Origin of the sequence: Serratia inhibens, from assembly GCF_003591175.1 — a bacterium.
Classification (GTDB): Bacteria; Pseudomonadota; Gammaproteobacteria; order Enterobacterales; family Enterobacteriaceae; genus Serratia; species Serratia inhibens.
On the sequence record NZ_QYYG01000006.1, the window covers coordinates 108,938 to 128,797 of the forward strand.

General features: G+C 57.0%; 20 protein-coding genes. 15 read left to right on the forward strand and 5 right to left on the reverse strand.

What is annotated here, in order from left to right:
• The first annotated feature begins 70 nt into the window (after positions 1 to 70).
• Together glyA and D4100_RS18050 are read left to right on the forward strand one after the other, a co-directional pair.
• A complete protein-coding gene (glyA, locus tag D4100_RS18045) occupies positions 71 to 1,324 on the forward strand; it encodes a serine hydroxymethyltransferase (protein ID WP_065506483.1) in 1,254 nt (417 codons plus the stop codon).
• 155 nt (positions 1,325 to 1,479) lie between these two features.
• Entirely contained in the window at positions 1,480 to 2,631 is a 1,152-nt protein-coding gene (locus D4100_RS18050; RefSeq protein ID WP_065506482.1) for a 3-phenylpropionate MFS transporter, read from the forward strand.
• On the opposite strand, the gene csiE is transcribed toward D4100_RS18050, so the two are convergent.
• Entirely contained in the window at positions 2,628 to 3,893 is a 1,266-nt protein-coding gene (gene csiE / locus D4100_RS18055; protein WP_119804920.1) for a stationary phase inducible protein CsiE, read from the reverse strand. The genes D4100_RS18050 and csiE overlap by 4 nt on opposite strands.
• A gap of 178 nt (positions 3,894 to 4,071) precedes the next feature.
• Between csiE and D4100_RS18060 the strand changes: the two genes are divergently transcribed.
• Positions 4,072 to 4,707 carry a DUF1007 family protein gene (locus tag D4100_RS18060; RefSeq protein ID WP_237141075.1) on the forward strand — a complete coding sequence of 212 codons (636 nt, stop codon included), beginning with the start codon at positions 4,072 to 4,074 and terminating at the stop codon, positions 4,705 to 4,707.
• Positions 4,698 to 5,720 carry a nickel/cobalt transporter gene (locus D4100_RS18065; RefSeq protein ID WP_119804921.1) on the forward strand — a complete coding sequence of 341 codons (1,023 nt, stop codon included), beginning with the start codon at positions 4,698 to 4,700 and terminating at the stop codon, positions 5,718 to 5,720. Before D4100_RS18060 ends, D4100_RS18065 begins: the two co-directional genes overlap by 10 nt.
• Before the next feature lie 62 nt (positions 5,721 to 5,782).
• Here D4100_RS18065 and suhB read toward each other — a convergent pair whose 3' ends face one another.
• Positions 5,783 to 6,586, reverse strand: coding sequence for an inositol-1-monophosphatase (gene suhB / locus D4100_RS18070; RefSeq protein ID WP_004952100.1), 804 nt, complete (start codon positions 6,584 to 6,586; stop codon positions 5,783 to 5,785).
• 119 nt (positions 6,587 to 6,705) lie between these two features.
• Between suhB and trmJ the strand changes: the two genes are divergently transcribed.
• From trmJ to sseB, 11 genes are all read left to right on the forward strand, one after another.
• Positions 6,706 to 7,440: a tRNA (cytosine(32)/uridine(32)-2'-O)-methyltransferase TrmJ gene (trmJ, locus tag D4100_RS18075; RefSeq protein ID WP_006318201.1), complete on the forward strand. Its 735-nt coding sequence runs from the start codon at positions 6,706 to 6,708 to the stop codon at positions 7,438 to 7,440.
• 194 nt (positions 7,441 to 7,634) lie between these two features.
• On the forward strand, positions 7,635 to 8,129 hold the full coding sequence (iscR, locus tag D4100_RS18080; protein WP_006318200.1) for a Fe-S cluster assembly transcriptional regulator IscR: 495 nt from the start codon (positions 7,635 to 7,637) through the stop codon (positions 8,127 to 8,129).
• A gap of 54 nt (positions 8,130 to 8,183) precedes the next feature.
• Positions 8,184 to 9,398 carry an IscS subfamily cysteine desulfurase gene (locus tag D4100_RS18085; RefSeq protein WP_006318199.1) on the forward strand — a complete coding sequence of 405 codons (1,215 nt, stop codon included), beginning with the start codon at positions 8,184 to 8,186 and terminating at the stop codon, positions 9,396 to 9,398.
• 24 nt (positions 9,399 to 9,422) lie between these two features.
• Positions 9,423 to 9,809 (forward strand): Fe-S cluster assembly scaffold IscU, encoded by a 387-nt coding sequence (gene iscU, locus D4100_RS18090; RefSeq protein WP_004952090.1) that lies wholly within the window; start codon positions 9,423 to 9,425, stop codon positions 9,807 to 9,809.
• Positions 9,810 to 9,932: 123 nt separating this feature from the next.
• The gene (iscA, locus tag D4100_RS18095; RefSeq protein ID WP_004952089.1) at positions 9,933 to 10,256 is read left to right on the forward strand and encodes an iron-sulfur cluster assembly protein IscA; all 324 of its coding nucleotides are present in this window, start codon (positions 9,933 to 9,935) and stop codon (positions 10,254 to 10,256) included.
• Between the two features lie 63 nt (positions 10,257 to 10,319).
• Positions 10,320 to 10,841 (forward strand): co-chaperone HscB, encoded by a 522-nt coding sequence (gene hscB / locus D4100_RS18100; protein ID WP_006318192.1) that lies wholly within the window; start codon positions 10,320 to 10,322, stop codon positions 10,839 to 10,841.
• 26 nt (positions 10,842 to 10,867) lie between these two features.
• Positions 10,868 to 12,718 (forward strand): Fe-S protein assembly chaperone HscA, encoded by a 1,851-nt coding sequence (hscA, locus tag D4100_RS18105; protein WP_119804922.1) that lies wholly within the window; start codon positions 10,868 to 10,870, stop codon positions 12,716 to 12,718.
• 2 nt (positions 12,719 to 12,720) lie between these two features.
• Positions 12,721 to 13,056 carry an ISC system 2Fe-2S type ferredoxin gene (gene fdx / locus D4100_RS18110; protein ID WP_006318184.1) on the forward strand — a complete coding sequence of 112 codons (336 nt, stop codon included), beginning with the start codon at positions 12,721 to 12,723 and terminating at the stop codon, positions 13,054 to 13,056.
• A gap of 13 nt (positions 13,057 to 13,069) precedes the next feature.
• Entirely contained in the window at positions 13,070 to 13,270 is a 201-nt protein-coding gene (gene iscX, locus D4100_RS18115; RefSeq protein ID WP_006318182.1) for a Fe-S cluster assembly protein IscX, read from the forward strand.
• Between the two features lie 223 nt (positions 13,271 to 13,493).
• Complete coding sequence (gene pepB, locus D4100_RS18125; RefSeq protein WP_006318180.1) at positions 13,494 to 14,789, forward strand: aminopeptidase PepB; 1,296 nt, start codon at positions 13,494 to 13,496, stop codon at positions 14,787 to 14,789.
• An 89-nt stretch (positions 14,790 to 14,878) separates the two neighbouring features.
• Positions 14,879 to 15,709 (forward strand): enhanced serine sensitivity protein SseB, encoded by an 831-nt coding sequence (gene sseB / locus D4100_RS18130; RefSeq protein WP_006318178.1) that lies wholly within the window; start codon positions 14,879 to 14,881, stop codon positions 15,707 to 15,709.
• Positions 15,710 to 15,720: 11 nt separating this feature from the next.
• Here sseB and D4100_RS18135 read toward each other — a convergent pair whose 3' ends face one another.
• The 3 genes from D4100_RS18135 to D4100_RS18150 form a co-directional block, all read right to left on the reverse strand.
• The gene (locus D4100_RS18135) at positions 15,721 to 16,509 is read right to left on the reverse strand and encodes a MurR/RpiR family transcriptional regulator (RefSeq protein ID WP_006318173.1); all 789 of its coding nucleotides are present in this window, start codon (positions 16,507 to 16,509) and stop codon (positions 15,721 to 15,723) included.
• 130 nt (positions 16,510 to 16,639) lie between these two features.
• Positions 16,640 to 17,998: a 6-phospho-alpha-glucosidase gene (locus D4100_RS18145; protein ID WP_006318171.1), complete on the reverse strand. Its 1,359-nt coding sequence runs from the start codon at positions 17,996 to 17,998 to the stop codon at positions 16,640 to 16,642.
• A 13-nt stretch (positions 17,999 to 18,011) separates the two neighbouring features.
• Positions 18,012 to 19,577 carry a PTS transporter subunit EIIC gene (locus D4100_RS18150; RefSeq protein WP_119804924.1) on the reverse strand — a complete coding sequence of 522 codons (1,566 nt, stop codon included), beginning with the start codon at positions 19,575 to 19,577 and terminating at the stop codon, positions 18,012 to 18,014.
• Between the last annotated feature and the right edge of the window lie 283 nt (positions 19,578 to 19,860).

Consider the following 19,860-nt stretch of genomic DNA (forward strand, 5'->3'; position numbering starts at 1 on the left):
TTGCCCAGAACCCAACCGGGTAGTTATTTGGTGATTTTTTAGTTAGCCGATTTAAGTCAGGAGATGCCGGATGTTAAAGCGTGAAATGAACATTGCCGATTATGATGCCGAACTGTGGCGTGCAATGGAGCAAGAAGTCGTGCGTCAGGAAGAGCACATTGAGCTGATTGCGTCTGAGAACTACACCAGCCCGCGCGTAATGCAGGCTCAGGGTTCCCAGTTGACCAACAAATACGCTGAAGGCTATCCGGGCAAGCGTTATTACGGCGGCTGCGAATACGTGGATATCGTTGAGCAACTGGCCATCGACCGTGCCAAAGAGCTGTTTGGTGCAGATTACGCCAACGTGCAGCCGCACTCCGGCTCCCAGGCTAACTTCGCCGTCTACACCGCGCTGCTGCAGCCGGGCGACACCATTCTGGGCATGAACCTGGCGCACGGCGGCCACCTGACCCACGGTTCACCGGTCAACCTGTCCGGCAAGCTGTACAACGTGGTGCCTTACGGCATCAACGACAAAGGCGAAATCGATTACGACGATCTGGCCAAGCAAGCGCAGACCCACAAACCAAAAATGATCATCGGTGGCTTCTCGGCCTTCTCCGGTCTGGTTGACTGGAAAAAAATGCGTGAAATCGCCGACAGCATCGGCGCTTACCTGTTCGTTGACATGGCGCACGTTGCGGGCCTGATCGCCGCCGGCGTTTATCCGAACCCGGTTCCGCACGCGCACATCGTCACCACCACCACTCACAAAACCCTGGCGGGTCCGCGCGGCGGCCTGATCCTGGCGAAAGGCGGTGATGAAGATCTGTACAAGAAGCTGAACTCCGCCGTATTCCCTGGCGGCCAGGGCGGCCCGCTGATGCATGTGATTGCCGGTAAAGCGGTAGCGCTGAAAGAAGCGATGGAGCCTGAGTTCAAGGTTTACCAGCAGCAAGTAGCCGATAACGCCAAAGCGATGGTGAAGGTGTTCCTGGAGCGCGGCTACAAAGTGGTTTCCGGCGGTACTCATAACCACCTGTTCCTGCTGGACCTGGTTGACAAGAATCTGACCGGTAAAGAAGCTGACGCAGCCCTGGGCCGCGCCAACATCACCGTGAACAAAAACAGCGTGCCAAACGATCCGAAAAGCCCGTTCGTTACCTCTGGTATTCGTATCGGTACGCCGGCTGTGACCCGTCGCGGCTTCAAAACTGCTGAAGTGACTGAGTTGGCCGGTTGGATCTGCGACGTGCTGGACAACATCAACGATGAAGCCACCATCGAACGCACCAAGAAGAAAGTGCTGGATATCTGCGCCCGCCTGCCGGTCTACGCATAATTCTGCTTTCTATTTAAAAACCCGCTTCGGCGGGTTTTTTTATGCCTGTTGCCGGCAAACTGTGAACTGCTTAGCACTCTATCCCCTTGATCGTGAATGAGCGTTGCTCGTGGGTGTGAGCTCTGTCAAAGTATCGCCTACACACCGGAGGGATCATGGTTCTGCAATCAACGCGTTGGCTCGCTCTCAGTTATTTCACCTACTTCTTTTCTTATGGCATCTTCTTACCGTTTTGGGGCGTTTGGCTGAAAGGCGAGGGCATCGCGCCTGAAACCATAGGCATTCTGCTCGGCGCCGGTCTGGTCGCGCGTTTCCTCGGCAGTTTGCTGATTGCTCCCCGGGTTAAAGATCCTTCCCATCTGGTAACGGCATTACGCCTGCTGGCGTTGCTGACGCTGGCCTTTGCCGTTGGGTTCTGCTTCGGTAACGGCTGGGGTTGGCTGATGCTGGTGATTGCCGGCTTCAACCTGTTCTTCTCGCCGTTGGTGCCGTTGACCGACGCGCTGGCCGCCACCTGGCAAAAACAAATCACCATGGATTACGGGCGTGTCAGGCTGTGGGGCTCGCTGGCCTTCGTGATCGGCTCGGCGCTGACCGGACAAATGGTGTCGGTTTGGGGTCATAACGCCATTCTTTACAGCTTGATCCTCAGCGTGCTGGCGATGCTGCTGGGCATGATGCTGAAACCGAGCGTGATGCCGCAAGGGGAGACGCGTACCCAAAGCGGGCCAGACCGCTCACTGCGTGAAATGCTCAAGGAAGGGCCGGTCTGGCGTTTCCTGCTGTGCGTCACTTTGCTGCAGGGCGCGCACGCCGGCTATTACAGCTTTGGTTCTATCTACTGGCAGGAGGCCGGTTACTCGGCTTCGACGATCGGTTATCTGTGGTCACTGGGTGTGGTGGCAGAAGTCATCATTTTCGCCAGCAGCAATTTCCTGTTCCGCCGCTGGAATGCACGCAATCTGCTGCTGCTTTCCGCCTGCTGCGGGGTGCTGCGCTGGAGCCTGATGGCTTACAGCACCGAACTGGGCTGGCTGCTGGTGATCCAGATCCTGCATTGCGGCACCTTTACCGTCTGCCATCTGGCGGCGATGCGTTTTATCGCTGCGCGCAAAGGGCCGGAGGTGATCCGGCTGCAGGCGATTTACTCGGCGCTGGCGATGGGCGGCGGCATTGCGATTATGACGGTGATTGCCGGCTTCCTGTTTGAACATCTGCAGGGCGGGGTATTCTGGGTGATGGCGGCAGTGGCGTTGCCGGCGTTGTTTATCCGCCCGCCGGCCGTTGCGGTTAGCGGCAGCCGTTAAGAGGCTTCCAGCAGCGCGCGGATGGCTTTGCGCTGCTGGCGTTCCAACGGCAATTCGGTATATATCAGCGGCGGCTGCGGTTCACTGTGCACCGCCGCATAAGGGCTGATCACCAGCGTGACACCTTGCGGCGCGCCGGAGCGCAGGTAATCGCGCAGTGGCAGATACTTGATGTTCAACGGCAGCAGCGTTAATTCGCGGATCTGATATTCCACTTCCTCTTCCAATTGCGGATTGTCCAGCGTCAGTAACAGCACCTGTTTTTCCTGCAGCGCGTTACCCTGCATCAGCCAGGCGCCGAAACTGATGGCAACCAACCCCGCTTCCTCATTGGAAAAACGAATTTCATATTCCTGTTCGAGCGGTGCCAGCGCTTCCTGAGTGGTGCGCATCAGGCGCGGGTACATGCGTAACACTTCCTCGAGCAACATGTTGTCAATGCCGATGTCAAAACGACAGCGCTCGACCGCAGGTGCCAGATGGGCGAACAGCTGGCTGATCAAATCTTCTTTACTGCTGAAGGTCATGCCGGAAATCTGCTGGAAGCGCTCGACCATGTTTTCAATCGCTCTCATTAACCGCAGATCTTCCTCCGAGTCGTTGCTGTGGTAGCTGTGGTTTTTCAGCATGGTGAACATCAGCACCAGAAAATCGCTTTCGCTGGTCTCGGGCTGCAGGGCGAAAAGCTGATTCAGCGATTGATGCAGCAAGCTGGCCGCCTGATGCTCAGGTTTCTGATGCAGCCAGGCGCGCTGGGTGGCGGTGAATAGCGGGTGTCGTTGGCGCTGGCTTTCCCAGGCGCAGTAACACAGGTAATGCTGCAGAAACTGGCGATCGCGTTGATCCAGAGGGCGGTTGAGCAGCGGTTCACAGCTGCCGATGTAACTTTCCAACTGTGGCGACGGATCGGTGTTTACCGCCAGCGCCTGATGCAGCCAGGGGGCAAAATGTTGGTCGATAAACTCCGGGCTGCAGCGCAGGGCTCTGCGCAACCAATGGAGCAGGCAGAGGCGTTGGTTGAGCGCGCTTCCCTTGAGCCGGTAACCTTCGTCGGAATTGCCGACGATCTCCAGATGGTGGAAACGCTGGATTTCACTGGCAACCTCGGCTATATCTTGCCGGGCAGTGGGGGGGGCGACGCCGTTGACTTGGCTGATAGTCTCCAGTTGTACTGCGGGCACCGGCGCATACAGCATCAGTAACAGATGACAGCGCCGTTGTTGACCGGAGAGCTCAGGCACAGGAGCAGTGTCCAGGCTCATATCACCTTCTGGCAGGTAACGTTTAAATTATGAGTAAGCATAGCAAAAGGCTGTGCAGCGGCGTGGCTGCGGCACCCGGTTTTATTTCGGCTTACAACTTTCGTCACAATTATTGTGCCGATTAACGGCGGTTGAAGATTGGTTAATGTTACTTTATAACAATAATGAGTATGATTTGATGATGATCTTAGGTTTTATTGTGGCCGGTTTTTTAGCGTTATTCAGCGCCGGCGCTGTCGCTCACCCGCACAGCTTTATTGATATGAACACCACTTTCGTGGCGAAAGATCAAAAGTTGGTCGGTTTGAAAATGGTTTGGGTAATGGATGAAATCACCTCGGCGGATCTGCTGTACGATGCGCAGAACGCGAAAAGCGACTCGGAAGTGTGGAAAAAACTGGCGGCGGAAGTCATGGCCAACGTGCTCGGCCAGCACTATTTCACCGATGTGTATCGCGACGGCAAGCCGGTGAAATACCTGAATCTGCCGACCGAATACCATTTGTCGCGCCAGGGGCACCAGGCGGTGCTGGAGTTTGTGCTGCCGCTGGCCGAACCGCAGCCGTTGGCAGGCAAGCCGTTTGAAATCTCCACCTACGATCCCAGCTATTTTGTCGATATGACCTACAAGGATAAAACGGCGCTGCATTTGCCGCCGGAAATGGCCCCGCAGTGCAAGTTCAGCCTGATGACGCCGAAGCCGGATTCCTCTTTGCAGGCTTACGCATTGTCCCTCGATAAGAACGATGCGCCCAGCGAAGATATGGCACTGGGGCAACAGTTCGCGCAGCGGGTGACTTTGCAATGTCAATAAACCTCAGTCAGAACACCGCGCGCAAGCGGCATTGGGCCTTCGGCCTGTGGCCGCTGCTGCTGTTTGCGCTGTTGCTGGCGTTGGCCGCGCAGCTGGCGTGGCACTATTGGCCGCAACTGCTGATGCAAAGCGTGGTGTGGCAGAAAGGGTTGCACCAGCAACTGGCCGGCCTGCTGCAGCAGGTAAAAGCCGCCCCCCGGCAGGCCGGGCTGGCGTTGATGCTGTTTAGTCTGAGTTATGGCGTGCTGCATGCGCTTGGCCCCGGACACGGCAAGGTGGTGATCGCCACCTATTTGGCCACTCACCCGGCGCGGCTGAAAAGCAGCCTGAAACTGACCTTCGCCGCCTCTCTGGTTCAGGGGCTGGTGGCTATCGCCTTGGTGACCCTGATGCTGGTGGTGTTGCAGTTATCCTCTCGCCAGTTGCACCAAAGCAGTTTCTGGTTGGAGAAGGGCAGTTTTATTCTGGTCATGTTGCTCGGCGTGCTGCTGGGCTGGCGGGCGCTGAAACGCCTGTATTACGCGGTGAAAGTGCTACGCCCGTCACCGGCGTTGCGTATCAACAGCCTGCAACCGCTGCCGCTAAATCATGTCCACAGCGAAAACTGTGGCTGCGGGCACCGTCATTTACCGAGCGACAGTGAACTGCAGGCGGGCAGCGACTGGCGTACGCAAACCGCTATCGTGCTGGCGATGGGTATGCGCCCCTGCTCCGGGGCGATACTGGTGCTGCTGTTTTCCAAGGTGATTGGTGTATTCACCTGGGGCGTTATTTCGGCGTTGGCGATGGCGTTTGGCACGTCGCTGACCATTTCATTGTTGGCCTTGCTGGTGCATTACAGCCGCCGGTTGGCAGTGAGGCTCAGCCGTTCGCGCACGCCTGCCGCCTGGGGCGCCGTTGCCTGGGGAGCACTGGCATTGGCCGGTGGCCTGATTCTGCTGTTCGCCGGATTGCTGCTGTATGCCAGCGCCCAGCCGGAATTCGGTGGCGGTATTCGGCCTTTCTCCCGCTGACAGGCATAAAAAAAGCGCTGCAAAAATGCAGCGCTTTTTCGTATTCAATTCACTTGGCGCTATTAACGCTTCAGCGCTTCGCTCAGCTCTTCACGCATGGTAGAAAGCATGGCTTTCACTACGCGCGGGTTGCCTGCAACCACATTGCCGGAGCTGAAGTGGTTATGACCGCCAACAAAGTCGGTCACCAGGCCGCCAGATTCGCGCACCAGCAGTTCGCCGGCAGCAAAGTCCCACGGCTTCAAGCCAATTTCGAAGAAACCGTCGACGCGGCCGGCGGCCACATAGGCCAGGTCCAGCGCTGCGGAACCGGTGCGACGGAAGTCTGCACACTGGGTAAACAGTTTGCCGACCACGTTGATGTAAGGGGTCGCGTGCTGTTTAACCTTGAACGGGAAGCCGGTGGCCAGGATGGTGCCATCCAGATCTTTGGCATTGGTGCCGCGCAGACGGTAGCCATTGAGCTGTGCGCCCTGGCCGCGGGTAGCGGTAAAGAGTTCGTTGCGCATTGGATCGTAAACCACAGCCACTTCAGTACGGCCTTTGATGCGTACGGCGATGGAAACGGAGAAGTGTGGGAAACGTTTGATGAAGTTTGAGGTGCCATCCAGTGGATCGATCACCCATTGCACATCCTGATCTTCGCCGACCAGCTCACCGCGTTCTTCGGTAACAATAGTATGTTGCGGATAAGACTTGCGGATCACGTCGATGATCAGATGCTCTGCATCGCGATCGACGTTAGTGACAAAGTCATTGGTCCCTTTCTGGCTCGCTTCTACAGCGTCCGGGGTTTCGTAGTTTTTGGCAATCAGGTTACCGGCCTTGCGCGCAGCGCGCACGGCGATAGTCAGCATCGGATGCATGGGTATCTTCCAACTAGGATGTTAAAGAACAGGAAACGGCGCGAAGTATAGCAGCTGTTCGGCAAAATGCCTACGACTGTGTTAAGATGCTGTGATTTTCCGCTACGCTCAGAGTTTGTATGCTGCACAACATTCGCATTGTTCTGGTAGAAACCTCCCATACCGGTAACATGGGCTCGACCGCAAGAGCCATGAAAACCATGGGGTTAACCAACCTTTATCTGGTTAATCCGCTGATAAAACCTGATTCGCAGGCGATTGCCCTGGCCGCAGGCGCCAGCGACGTAATCGGCAACGCCACTATAGTTGACACCCTTGATGATGCTATCGCCGGCTGTAGCCTGGTGGTTGGCACCAGCGCGCGTTCACGCACTTTGCCGTGGCCAATGCTGGAACCGCGCGAATGCGGCGTACGCGCCGTGCACGAAGGCGAGCATGCGCCGGTTGCGCTGGTGTTCGGTCGCGAACGCGTTGGCCTGACCAACGATGAGCTGCAAAAGTGCCATTATCACGTCGCCATTCCCGCCAACCCGGATTACAGTTCGTTGAACCTGGCGATGGCGGTGCAGATCCTGGCTTATGAAGTGCGCGTGGCCTATCTCGATCGCCAACAAGCGGGCGTGCCGCCGTTGGAAGAGACGCCGTATCCACTGGTGGACGATCTCGAACGTTTCTATCAACATCTGGAACAAACGCTGCAGCACAGCGGCTTTATCCGCCCGGCACATCCGGGGCAGGTGATGAGCAGATTGCGCCGTTTATTCACCCGTGCGCGCCCGGAAGCTCAAGAGCTGAGTATCCTGCGCGGCATGCTGACGTCGATAGAGAAACAGGATAAACATCAAGGTAATTAATTTGATGTGGCGTAACGGCCGGTAATAATAGTATTAGTTATCCAATGGTTATAACATGCATTTTATATGCTTTTGATCTGGCCAAGACCAAAACGTGCTAATACTTGAGTAAATTACTAGGTTAAATAGTTGACTGATTTACTCGGGAATGTCAGAATTTCGGCCATGTTTCACCAACAGGTAACCATTTAGCTATGAGACTGACATCCAAAGGCCGTTATGCCGTAACCGCTATGCTTGACGTGGCATTGCACTCCCAGGAAGGGCCCGTTCCTCTGGCGGATATTTCTGAGCGCCAAGGGATTTCGCTCTCTTATCTGGAACAATTATTCTCCCGTCTGCGTAAAAATGGCCTGGTTGCCAGCGTGCGTGGGCCGGGCGGTGGTTATCTGCTGGGAAAAGACGCAAGTGAGATCGCCGTTGGCGCTGTCATCACTGCCGTCGATGAATCGGTAGATGCAACCCGTTGCCAGGGTAAAGAAGGCTGTCAGGGTGGCGATCGCTGCCTGACTCATACCTTGTGGCGCGATCTGAGCGAGCGCATCAGCGGGTTCCTGAACAACATTACGCTGGCAGAACTGGTGAACAACCAGGAAGTGCTGGTGGTGGCGGACCGTCAGAACAACGATACCCGTCGCACGGCCAACGGTCGTCCGCAAGAAACTATCAACGTTAATCTGCGCGCATAAGCAGCTGGCGATACTTTTTTAGTTTTTGGAAGTGATGTACGGAGCACAAGAGCAATGAAATTACCGATTTATCTCGATTACTCAGCAACGACGCCGGTTGATCCGCGCGTTGCCGAGAAAATGATGCAGTTTTTGACCCTGGACGGGACTTTCGGTAACCCGGCTTCCCGTTCCCACCGTTTCGGGTGGCAAGCGGAAGAAGCGGTAGATATCGCCCGTAACCAAATTGCTGAACTGGTTGGCGCTGACCCGCGTGAAATCGTGTTCACTTCCGGAGCGACCGAATCCGACAACCTGGCGATTAAAGGCGCGGCCAATTTCTATCAAAAGAAAGGCAAGCACATCATCACCAGCAAAACCGAACACAAAGCCGTGCTGGACACCTGTCGTCAGCTCGAGCGTGAAGGGTTTGAAGTGACCTACCTGGCGCCGCAGAGCAACGGAATTATCAGTCTGCAGGCTCTCGAAGCCGCCATGCGTGAAGACACCATTCTGGTATCGATCATGCACGTGAACAATGAAATCGGCGTGGTGCAGGATATCGAAGCTATCGGCGAAATGTGCCGTGCGCGCGGTATCATTTACCATGTTGACGCTACCCAGAGCGTGGGCAAATTGCCTATCGATCTGAGCAAGCTGAAAGTCGATCTGATGTCCTTCTCCGGCCACAAAATCTATGGTCCGAAAGGCATTGGCGCGCTGTACGTGCGTCGTAAACCGCGTATTCGCATCGAAGCTCAGGTTCACGGCGGCGGTCACGAGCGCGGTATGCGTTCCGGCACCCTGCCTGTGCACCAGATCGCCGGTATGGGTGAAGCCTACCGCATCGCCAAAGAAGAAATGCCGACGGAAATGGCGCGCCTGCGTACGCTGCGCGATCGTTTGTGGAACGGCGTGAAAGATATGGAAGAAGTGTATCTGAACGGCGATCTGGAACACGGCGTTCCGAACATCCTCAACGTCAGCTTCAACTATGTTGAGGGCGAATCGCTGATCATGGCGCTGAAAGACCTGGCCGTTTCTTCAGGTTCCGCCTGTACCTCCGCTAGCCTTGAGCCATCTTACGTGCTGCGCGCGTTGGGAATGACCGACGAGTTGGCGCATAGCTCGATCCGTTTCTCTCTGGGGCGTTTCACCACGGAAGAAGAGATCGATTACACCATTCAACTGGTGCGTAAATCCATCGGCCGCCTGCGCGACCTGTCTCCGCTGTGGGACATGTTCAAGCAGGGCGTGGATATCAACAGCATCGAATGGGCACATCATTAATTCTCAGGATTCAGGAGCAAGGTCATGGCTTACAGCGAAAAAGTAATCGATCACTATGAAAACCCACGTAATGTGGGCTCGTTTGACAACGAAGATCCTACCGTCGGTAGCGGCATGGTGGGTGCACCAGCCTGTGGCGACGTGATGAAGCTGCAGATCAAAGTCAACAATGAGGGCATCATTGAAGACGCTCGCTTCAAGACTTACGGCTGCGGTTCCGCCATCGCCTCCAGTTCGCTGGTGACCGAATGGATGAAAGGCAAGTCTCTCGATCAGGCCGAAGCGATCAAAAACACTCAGATTGCCGAAGAGCTGGAATTGCCGCCGGTTAAAATTCACTGCTCTATTCTGGCTGAAGACGCCATTAAAGCAGCGATCGCCGACTACAAGAGCAAGCACAGCGCCAAGTAGTTTTTGTGTAGGGGCGCCATGCCGCGCCCGCGTTGATCGGGGCGAATTTATTCGCCCCCTACACCGGTTTGCTCCCCAACACCGGTTTTGCAAGAGGTTGGGGATTTTGAGTGTGAGGTTGTGATGTCAATTACCATGAGCGACAGCGCTGCGCAGCGTGTTCAGGCTTTTATGAATAACCGTGGCAAAGGTTTAGGCCTGCGTCTGGGGGTAAGAACCTCCGGCTGCTCCGGGATGGCGTACGTGCTGGAATTTGTTGACGAAATGAACGATGACGACATCGTTTTCGAAAACAAAGGCGTCAAGGTGATCATCGACGGCAAGAGCCTGGTCTACCTTGACGGCACCGAGCTTGATTTCGTCAAGGAAGGCTTGAACGAAGGCTTCAAGTTCAACAACCCCAATGTCTCGAGCGAGTGTGGCTGCGGCGAAAGTTTCAACGTCTGACAGCCCATCGTGCTCCCCCGCAGCGTGCGGGGGAACTCCATCCGATAACGCCCAGAGCACGCTATGGATTATTTTACTTTATTCGGGCTGCCAGTTCGCTATTCCGTGGACGGCGGCCTGCTTGCATCTCGCTATCAGGATCTGCAGCGCCAATTCCATCCCGATCGCAACGCCCTCCAGCCAGAGCGCGAACGCCTGATGGCGTTGCAGCAGGCGGCGACCATCAATGAAGCCTACCAGACGCTGAAGCACCCATTAAAACGTGCGGAGTATATGCTATCTTTGCACGGTTTTGATTTGGGCAACGAGCAGCACACTGTGCGCGATACCGCGTTCCTGATGGAACAGCTGGAACTGCGTGAAGAGCTCGACGCCATTGAACGCAAAGCGGATGCGGAAAGCCTGCTGGCCGATTTTGGCGCACGGGTGAACGAGACGGTCAAACAGCGCAGCGCGCTGATGGTGCAGCAGCTGGATAGCCAGCAGTGGCCTGATGCCGCCGACACCGTGCGTAAGCTGCGCTTTTTGGACAAACTCCAGCAACAGGTTGAACAACTCGAAGAAAAACTGCTGGGTTTTGAGTAATACATTCTGATTGTGGAAGCTTCAATATGGCCTTATTACAAATTAGCGAGCCTGGCCTCAGCGCCGCGCCGCACCAGCGCCGTCTGGCTGCCGGTATTGATTTAGGCACCACCAATTCCCTGGTCGCCACGGTACGCAGTGGGCAGGCGGAAACGCTGGCCGACGCACAGGGGCGCGATTTACTGCCCTCAGTGGTGCACTATCAGGCTGACGGGTTACGCGTAGGTTGGGAAGCACGCCGGCAGGCGGCGCAGGACCCGGCCAATACCATCAGCTCGATCAAACGCATGATGGGCCGTTCGCTGGCCGACGTTCAGCAGCGTTACCCGAACCTGCCGTACCAATTCCAGTCCAGCGATAACGGTCTGCCAATGATCGTCACCGCCGCCGGCCTGGTTAATCCGGTAGGCGTTTCCGCCGACATTCTCAGGGCACTTTCCGCTCGCGCGCAAACGGCGCTGGAAGGGGACCTCGACGGCGTAGTGATCACCGTTCCCGCTTATTTTGACGATGCACAGCGCCAGGGCACCAAAGACGCTGCGCGTCTGGCCGGCCTGCATGTGCTGCGCCTGCTGAACGAACCGACCGCTGCGGCGATTGCCTATGGCCTGGACTCCGGTCAGGAAGGCACCATTGCGGTTTATGATCTGGGTGGCGGGACCTTCGATATTTCCATTCTGCGCCTGAGCCGTGGGGTGTTTGAAGTGCTGGCCACCGGCGGGGATTCTGCGCTGGGCGGTGATGACTTTGACCACCTGCTGGCCGACTGGTTGCGCGAGCAGGCCGGCGTGGCGGATCGCAGCGATCACGGCGTCCAGCGCCAGTTATTGGATGCGGCCATCGCTGCCAAAATTGCGCTGAGCGATGCCGACAGCGTCAGCGTCGACGTGGCCAACTGGCAAGGCGAAGTGACCCGCGCGCAGTTCGATTCACTGATAGCCCCGTTGGTTAAACGCACACTGATGGCCTGCCGCCGGGCGTTGAAAGACGCCGGTGTCAGTGCGGAAGAGGTGCTGGAAGTGGTGATGGTGGGCGGCTCCACTCGCGTGCCGCTGGTGCGTGAGCAGGTGGGAACCTTCTTTGGCCGCACGCCGTTGACGTCTATCGATCCGGACAAAGTGGTCGCCATCGGCGCGGCGATCCAGGCCGATATCCTGGTGGGTAACAAGCCGGACAGCGACATGCTGTTGCTGGACGTGATCCCGCTGTCGCTCGGTCTGGAAACCATGGGCGGTCTGGTAGAGAAAGTGATCCCGCGCAACACCACCATTCCGGTGGCACGCGCGCAGGAATTCACCACCTTTAAAGACGGCCAGAGCGCGATGATGATCCACGTGTTGCAGGGTGAGCGTGAGCTGGTGCAGGATTGCCGTTCGCTGGCGCGCTTCTCGCTGCGCGGCTTACCGCCAATGCCTGCCGGCGGCGCGCATATCCGCGTCACCTTCCAGGTGGATGCGGACGGCCTGCTTAGCGTCACGGCGATGGAGAAATCCACCGGCGTTGAGGCTTCGATCCAGGTGAAACCTTCGTATGGCCTGTCCGACGGTGAAATCGCCGACATGATCAAAGACTCGATGGCCAATGCGCAAAGCGACGTTGGCGCGCGCATGCTGGCTGAACAACGGGTAGAAGCATCGCGGGTGCTGGAAAGCCTGCAGGGCGCCCTGGCCAGCGATGCCGCCTTGTTGAGCGAAGCGGAAAGCACGGCGATTAGCGCTGCGGTGGAAGGCCTGCAACAGGCGATGCAGGGCACCGATCCCGCCGCCATTGAAGCCGCAATAAAAACATTAGATGCACAAACGCAAGATTTTGCCGCACGCCGTATGGATGCTTCCATTCGCCGCGCGCTGGCTGGCCATTCTGTGGATGAGGTTTAATCATGCCTAAAATTGTTTTCCTGCCCCATCAAGATTTATGCCCGGAGGGGGCAGTACTGGAAGCCGAACAAGGGGAATCAATCCTTAACGTTGCCCTGCGCAACGGGATTGAAATCGAGCACGCTTGCGAGAAATCCTGCGCCTGTACCACTTGCCACTGCATCGTGCGCGAAGGCTTTGATTCGCTTGAAGAGAGCAGCGAGCTGGAAGACGACATGCTGGACAAGGCCTGGGGTCTGGAGCCGGAAAGCCGTCTGAGCTGTCAGGCACTGGTCGCCGATGAAGACCTGGTGGTAGAAATGCCGCGTTATACCGTCAACCACGCGCGTGAAGGGTAAGAGGATTATAGGAATGGGACTGAAGTGGACAGACAGCCGTGAAATCGGCGAAGCCCTGTACGACCTATACCCGGACACCGATCCGAAAACCGTACGTTTTACCGACATGCATCAGTGGATTTGCGATCTGGAAGAGTTCGACGACGATCCAAAGGCTTCCAACGAAAAAATACTGGAAGCGATTCTGCTGGTCTGGTTAGATGAAGCGGAGTAAATAGCGTAATGGGCTGCCTTTGGCGGCCCGTTTATTTTGTATCCGACATACCCGTCGTCTTTCAAACTGCAGCGTTGTTACCTGCACGATCACACCCCGGTCACTTACCTGAGTAAGCTCCTGGGGATGAGATCGCTGGCCGCCTGGCTGCAATTTGAAATCCATAGGGTATGCAATAAAGCCCTAATGAAATAATAAAGGGAACATCCGGAGTGAGAAGGCTATGACAACTGAAATTATGCTGGTAACGCTGTCGCACCAACCTGCCGACGCTCGCTGGGGCGAGAAAGCGTTGCTGAGCACCAATGCGGAAGGGATGACGATTCACCTGACCGGCAACGACAAACTGGGCAGCGTTCAGCGCGCCGCGCGTAAAATCGACGGCCAGGGGATCAAAAACGTCAAACTGGCCGGTGAGGGCTGGGATCTGGAAAACAGCTGGGCATTCTGGCAGGGGTTCCGTGGGCCGAAAGGCAAACGCAGCGTCGAGTGGGCAGAACTGCCGGAAGCCGACCGTAAAGAACTGGAACAGCGCCTGAAGATTGTTGACTGGGTACGCGACACCATCAATATGCCGGCTGAAGATCTGGGGCCGGAGCAACTGGCCACCCGCGCCGTCGATCTGCTGTGTGATGTCGGCTGCGATGCCGTCAGTTACCGCATCACCAAGGGTGAAGATCTGCGCGAGCAAAACTACGCTGGCCTTCACACCGTGGGTCGCGGTTCCGACCGTTCCCCCGTGCTGCTGGCACTGGATTTCAACCCGACCGGCAACCCGGATGCGCCGGTGTTCGCTTGCCTGGTGGGGAAAGGCATCACTTTCGACACCGGCGGCTACAGCCTGAAACAAAGCGCTTTTATGGACTCGATGAAGTCCGACATGGGCGGGGCGGCCACCATTACCGGCGCACTGGCGCTGGCTGCCGCTCGCGGCCTGAAGCAGCGCGTGAAGCTGTTCCTGTGTTGTGCAGACAACATGGTCAGCGGCAATGCCTTCAAACTGGGCGACATCATCCGCTACCGCAACGGCAAAACCGTTGAGGTGATGAATACCGATGCGGAAGGGCGTCTGGTGCTGGCCGATGGTCTGATTGACGCATCCGAGCAAAACCCCGAGCTGATTATCGACTGCGCCACCCTGACCGGCGCGGCGAAAACGGCGGTAGGTAACGATTACCATGCGCTGTTCAGCTTTGACGATGCACTGGCACAGGAACTGCTGACCAGCGCGACGGCGGAGCAAGAACCTTTCTGGCGCCTGCCGCTGGCCGAGTTCCACCGCAGCCAATTGCCGTCCAACTTTGCCGAGCTGAACAACGTGGCCGGCCCGGCTTACACCGCCGGTGCCAGCACCGCGGCCGCCTTCCTGTCGCATTTTGTGAAAAACTATCGGCAAGGCTGGTTGCACATCGACTGTTCCGCTACCTACCGTAAAGGCGCGGTGGATCAGTGGTCTGCCGGCGCGACCGGTCTGGGTGTGCGAACTCTGGCTAATCTGCTGCTGAGCAAAGCCAAATAATTGAAAGCCCGCAGCAGCGGGCGGTAGAATATGTTTTATCGTCGGGGCCCAGCATGCTGGGCCCCGTTATTTAATTGCTGGAGTTTGCCATGAGTTCCCATCATCACGATGCCGCCCCGGGCGAGAACGAACTTGAACGTCTGCTGAAGCTGGCGGTGACGGAGCCGGCCCATCGCCCGGCGTTTTTCCGCGAATTGCTCGATGCTACGGTATTGATTCTCGGCGACAGCGATCAGGTTCAGCCAGACGGCGACATTACGCTGAATGCCGATACTCCGGTGAATATCCAGCACTGGGAAAAACAGGACGGCGGCAGCATCATTCCGTTCTTCTCCTCGCTGGAAGCGTTGCAGAAAGCCGTCGAAGATGAACAGCCGTTTATCGCCATGCCGGCGCGGGTATTGTTTGAGATTACCGAAGGTGCGGATCTGTTCCTTAACCCGAAAGCCGAGTACGGCAAAGAGTTCTACCCCGAGGAAGTCGCGATGCTGCTGGCTACCGGCGGCGTAGCCAAGCCTGCGGAACGCTACATCGACAAAGATACCCAGATCCTGCTGGGCCAGCCGGAAGAATATCCGTCCGCGATGGTGGATGCGTTGACCACGCTGTTCAGCCAGCGCAAACCGGTACGCCGCGCGTTTTTGGCGCTGATGCATGATCAGGCGGTGGATGAAAAGCCTAACCTGCTGGTGGGGCTGGAGGTGGATGGCGATCAAGGGGATATCGAAGCCTTGATCAACGAAGCCGGCAGCGTGGCCAGCGAAACGGCGCCCAACGACGAACCGGTGGATTTTTGTCTGGTGTCGGAAAAAGAGCGTGGGGTCAGCCATTATCTGATCACCCATACTCAACCTTTCTATCAGCGCCGTTGGGGCAGTTGGTTGCGTAACATCATTCCCTCCACAGACAAAACGCAGTAACCCTTCTGTTGCTACCGTGCGGCGTGCAGCCCGCCGGTAGCGCTCAACAACAATAAATCCATCAGCATCACCAGATTCGATTCGAACGAGGTTATCTCACCGGCATCGACCGCCGCGTCACTGGCGTCGTCGTACAACGGAAAGTGGATATCCGCCAGCGGCGCTAACGGGTTGATGGAGGCACGGGTAAAAGCCACCACTTGCATGCCGATGTTGCGCGCGATGCGCGTCTTGTCCAGCACTTGCTCGGTCTTCCCGCTGCGTGAAATCACGATCAGCACCCGGTATTTAGGCGCGTTGTTGAGGAAAATACCGCGGCTGTCGCCGCCGCCGGAGACAAAGGCGCTTTTACCGAGGATCTGCAGCTTCTTTTCCAGATATTCGGCAAACAGGTGCGAAAAGCCGGTGCCGTACAGGTAAAAACTTTCTTCCTGCTGCAACAGGTCGCTGAATGCGGCGATTTTCTCCGCGCTGACATAAGCAAAGGTTCGCTGATAGTTGGCGATAAACTGTTGAAACGCCGCCGGCAGATTGCCGGGCGAAGGGGAGGCGAGCGCCAGCGTCGGATTATCGCTCAGCAGCTGTTTGATGGTGAACAGCAGCTCGCTGTAGCCGCTGAACCCCAGTTTATGACATAAGCGCATCACGGTAGCGGTGGAGACAAAGGTTTCACGCGCCAGCTCGCGCACGGTGAGTTTACCCACTTGCAGGGCATGGTCGGCGATAAAGGCCAGCACCCGGTATTCGGCGCGGGTGAGATCCTCGCCGCGTTGCAGCAAAGAAGCCAGACGGTTATCCAAGAAATGTGCCTCCGGTGGCAAGCGTTGCCTTATCCTAGGGGGCGCAGGGCGGCGATTCAATGCAAAAGAGAGCGGCCAGCCCCGAAAGGCCGGCCGGGTACTGCAGAAGATGACGGCAACCAGGCACAAATTATTGCGCGATGCCTTCTTTATAGGCTTGCTCCAACTGCGGCCAATAATCCTGATTGGCGGCTATCATATCGTCCAAAATCGCTTTGGCATGCTGCATGGTAGGCACGGTGCGGTTGAGAGTGAACGCTTGCAGCGCCTTCTCGTAGCTGCCTTCCAGCGTAGCTTCCACCAGCAGTTGTTCGCAGGCCAGTTGTTGTTCAATCAGCCCCTTGTAGAACAGCGGGATTTTACCGACCGTCACCGCTTCCGGGCCGTTAGCCGTGATGTAGGCCGGCACTTCCACCATGGCATCGTAAGGCAGGTTGGCGATGGCACCGCGATTTTCAACGATCACCAAATGACGCTGACGCAGATCAAAGGCCAGAGAGCGCGCCACGTCGACAATAAACGAGCCGTGCACGCCAACGTGGAAAGCATCGGGCAAAATGCCGGTTCGTTTGTACTCGGCCGCTGCGGCAAACAGCTTTTTCTCGCGCCCGTCCATCACTTCGTTGGCGCGGGTATAGTCCGGGTTTTGATGTTCCACGATCTGATTTGGCATCAGGTAATACTGCATATAAGGGTTCGGCAGGTATTCCGGGAAGTGATCCATCAGCGGCTTGATGTTGCGCCAGGTTTTGACCCAGGAAGGATCCGAATGCTGCGGATCGGTGGCTGCCGCATCTTCGGTCAGCAGGCCAAACCTGGCGATGTGTTCGCGCAACTGCGGCAGGCGATCGACGCCGTCGACCAGCACCTGAGTGAACCAGCCAAAGTGGTTCAAACCAAAGTAATTTACGGTCACCGCTTCGCGATCGACCCCCAGTACCGCCGCTATGTTGCGCATCGCCGCCACCGGCATGTCGCAGATGTTCAGCACCCGCGCCTGCGGACGCAGACGACGCACCCCTTCGGCCACGATCGCCGCCGGATTGGAGTAGTTGACGATCCAGGCGTTGTCTGCATAGCGCTCGACCAGATCGATCAGTTCGACCATCGGCAGAATGGTGCGAAGCCCGTACGCCAGCCCGCCGGGCCCGCAGGTTTCCTGGCCCACCACGCCGTGGCGCAGCGGAATTTTCTCATCCTGTTCGCGCATTTTGTACTGACCGACGCGCATTTGCGCGAACACGAAGTGGGCGTGGCTGAATGCCACTTCCGGGTCGGTGGTGACCGTCAGTTTGATGCTCTGGCTGTGATCGCGGATCACCTTCTCTACCACCGGGGCGATGATGTCCTGCCGCTCGCCGTCAATGTCGTACAGGCGGATCTCCGCCAGCGGAAAATCAGCGAGACGTACCATCAGGCTTTTGACGATGCCCGGCGTGTAAGTGCTGCCGCCACCGGCAATGGCGAGAATGAACGGGGGTTTGGTCATGGTAATTCTCCTGTTAAAGCGCGGTTTCGACCGCTTCACGCATTTTCTTGACGTGCAGCCCATACACCACCTGCACATTGTTGCCGGAGCGAATGACGCCCTTGGCACCGGTGGTTTTTAGCTGCTGCTCATTGATGGTTGAGATATCGCGAACCCTGACCCGCAGGCGGGTATAGCAGTTGTCCACCACTTCGATATTTTGTTTGCCCCCCAGCCCGGCGATGATAATCTGGCCGATGCTGTCACCCGCAACTGGCGGTGTGGCGGTGGGGGCTTTGCCTTGGTAGTCGGCTTTGGAATACAGCCGGGTTTCGGTTTCATCGCTCTCGCGACCGGGGGTTTTGAGATCGAACTTCAGGATCAGGAAACGGAACAGCAGGAAATACAGCGCCGCCATAATCAGCCCGACCAGGATGTACATCGGCCAGTTGGATTTTTCGATGCCGAGCGGCAGGTTATACAACACGAAGTCGATCACCCCGTTGGCACCGATGGCATGCACGCCGAACAGGTAAAACAGCATCATGCCGACCCCGGCCAGCACCGCATGCACGCCGAACAGCAGCGGGGCGACGAACAGGAACGAAAACTCCAGCGGTTCGGTAACGCCGAGCAGGAACGAAGTGAAAGCCGCCGGGATCAGGATCGCCTTGGCGGCGTTTTTGCGTTCCGGTTTGGCAGTGACATACATCGCCAGCGCCGCGGCGGTCAGGCCAAACATTTTGCTGATGCCGCGTGCGTCCCACACCACAGTTGGGCTGAGTTGCTTCACGCTGTGGCAGGCCATTTCAGCGAAGTAGATATTGCGCGCACCCTGGTAAGCGGTGCCGCAAACCTCCTGCGTGCCGCCCAGTTCGGTGTACAGGAAAGGCGTATAGACCAGGTGATGCAGGCCGGTCGGGATTAAAATGCGCTCCAGAAAGCCGTAAACCAGCACGCCAAACGCACCGGCACCGTGAATCGCGTAGGCCAGATGGGTAATGCCCTGTTGGGCGTACGGCCACAGGTAACTGAGGGCAAAACCCAGCGCAATAGCCAGTGGGATCGCCAGAATGGTGACGAAGCAGTGGCCGGAATAGATCGCCATCACCCCGTTAAACTGCACACCGGAATAGCGGTTATAGAGATAGCCCGCTACGCCGCCGATCAGAATGCCGGCGAACACGCCCATCTCCAGCACCTGCACGCCCAGCACCATGCCCTGGCCGGCCGCGCGCATCTGCTCTGCCGGCACCAGTTTGCCGTGCAGCTGCAGGGTGATGTTCATGGCATTGATAAAAATGATAAAGGTCACCAGGCCGATCAGCGCCGCGTAGCCTTTGTCGCGCTGCGCCAGCCCAATGGGAATGCCGACGGCAAACACCAGCGCCAGGTTGGCCAGAATGGCGACGGCGGAACGGGAAACCAACTGACCAAAGTCTTGCACCAGCGGGTGATTCAGCAGGGGGATATAGCCCGCCAGATTGCCGTTGCCAAACAGGTTGCCGAGGGCGATAAACAGCCCGACGATCGGCAGAATCAATACCGGTCCGTACAGCGACTTGCCAAAATCCTGCAGCACGTTAACTGCTCTGTTCATTGCATGCCCTCATTATTGCTATTCGTATCGGGGGTCAATCGGGTTGAATCTGATGCTAGCAGCGCTGCGGTTGCTTATCTATCTATCTTATTGTTTTAAAAACAAATAACTCTAATGGTAACAAGTAACGTTACGCAGTGTGATCGGCGTAACAGTTCCTTGCATAGCGATTCGTCATTAGGCCCGACACAGATTGAAATGTTTCACGGCCCGGGGAGCAGCGCTGCTATTATTCATCCATATCCGGATAGTGCGCCGACGAGCCGCGCAAACGCTGCCAGGG

Bases quoted from the DNA above. Each gene is read 5' to 3' on its own strand.
- glyA (WP_065506483.1), top strand. From the start codon at position 71: ATGTTAAAGCGTGAAATGAACATTGCCGATTATGATGCCGAACTGTGG.
- D4100_RS18050 (WP_065506482.1), top strand. From the start codon at position 1,480: ATGGTTCTGCAATCAACGCGTTGGCTCGCTCTCAGTTATTTCACCTAC.
- csiE (WP_119804920.1), bottom strand. From the start codon at position 3,893: ATGAGCCTGGACACTGCTCCTGTGCCTGAGCTCTCCGGTCAACAACGG.
- D4100_RS18060 (WP_237141075.1), top strand. From the start codon at position 4,072: ATGATGATCTTAGGTTTTATTGTGGCCGGTTTTTTAGCGTTATTCAGC.
- D4100_RS18065 (WP_119804921.1), top strand. From the start codon at position 4,698: ATGTCAATAAACCTCAGTCAGAACACCGCGCGCAAGCGGCATTGGGCC.
- suhB (WP_004952100.1), bottom strand. From the start codon at position 6,586: ATGCATCCGATGCTGACTATCGCCGTGCGCGCTGCGCGCAAGGCCGGT.
- trmJ (WP_006318201.1), top strand. From the start codon at position 6,706: ATGCTGCACAACATTCGCATTGTTCTGGTAGAAACCTCCCATACCGGT.
- iscR (WP_006318200.1), top strand. From the start codon at position 7,635: ATGAGACTGACATCCAAAGGCCGTTATGCCGTAACCGCTATGCTTGAC.
- D4100_RS18085 (WP_006318199.1), top strand. From the start codon at position 8,184: ATGAAATTACCGATTTATCTCGATTACTCAGCAACGACGCCGGTTGAT.
- iscU (WP_004952090.1), top strand. From the start codon at position 9,423: ATGGCTTACAGCGAAAAAGTAATCGATCACTATGAAAACCCACGTAAT.
- iscA (WP_004952089.1), top strand. From the start codon at position 9,933: ATGTCAATTACCATGAGCGACAGCGCTGCGCAGCGTGTTCAGGCTTTT.
- hscB (WP_006318192.1), top strand. From the start codon at position 10,320: ATGGATTATTTTACTTTATTCGGGCTGCCAGTTCGCTATTCCGTGGAC.
- hscA (WP_119804922.1), top strand. From the start codon at position 10,868: ATGGCCTTATTACAAATTAGCGAGCCTGGCCTCAGCGCCGCGCCGCAC.
- fdx (WP_006318184.1), top strand. From the start codon at position 12,721: ATGCCTAAAATTGTTTTCCTGCCCCATCAAGATTTATGCCCGGAGGGG.
- iscX (WP_006318182.1), top strand. From the start codon at position 13,070: ATGGGACTGAAGTGGACAGACAGCCGTGAAATCGGCGAAGCCCTGTAC.
- pepB (WP_006318180.1), top strand. From the start codon at position 13,494: ATGACAACTGAAATTATGCTGGTAACGCTGTCGCACCAACCTGCCGAC.
- sseB (WP_006318178.1), top strand. From the start codon at position 14,879: ATGAGTTCCCATCATCACGATGCCGCCCCGGGCGAGAACGAACTTGAA.
- D4100_RS18145 (WP_006318171.1), bottom strand. From the start codon at position 17,998: ATGACCAAACCCCCGTTCATTCTCGCCATTGCCGGTGGCGGCAGCACT.
- D4100_RS18150 (WP_119804924.1), bottom strand. From the start codon at position 19,577: ATGAACAGAGCAGTTAACGTGCTGCAGGATTTTGGCAAGTCGCTGTAC.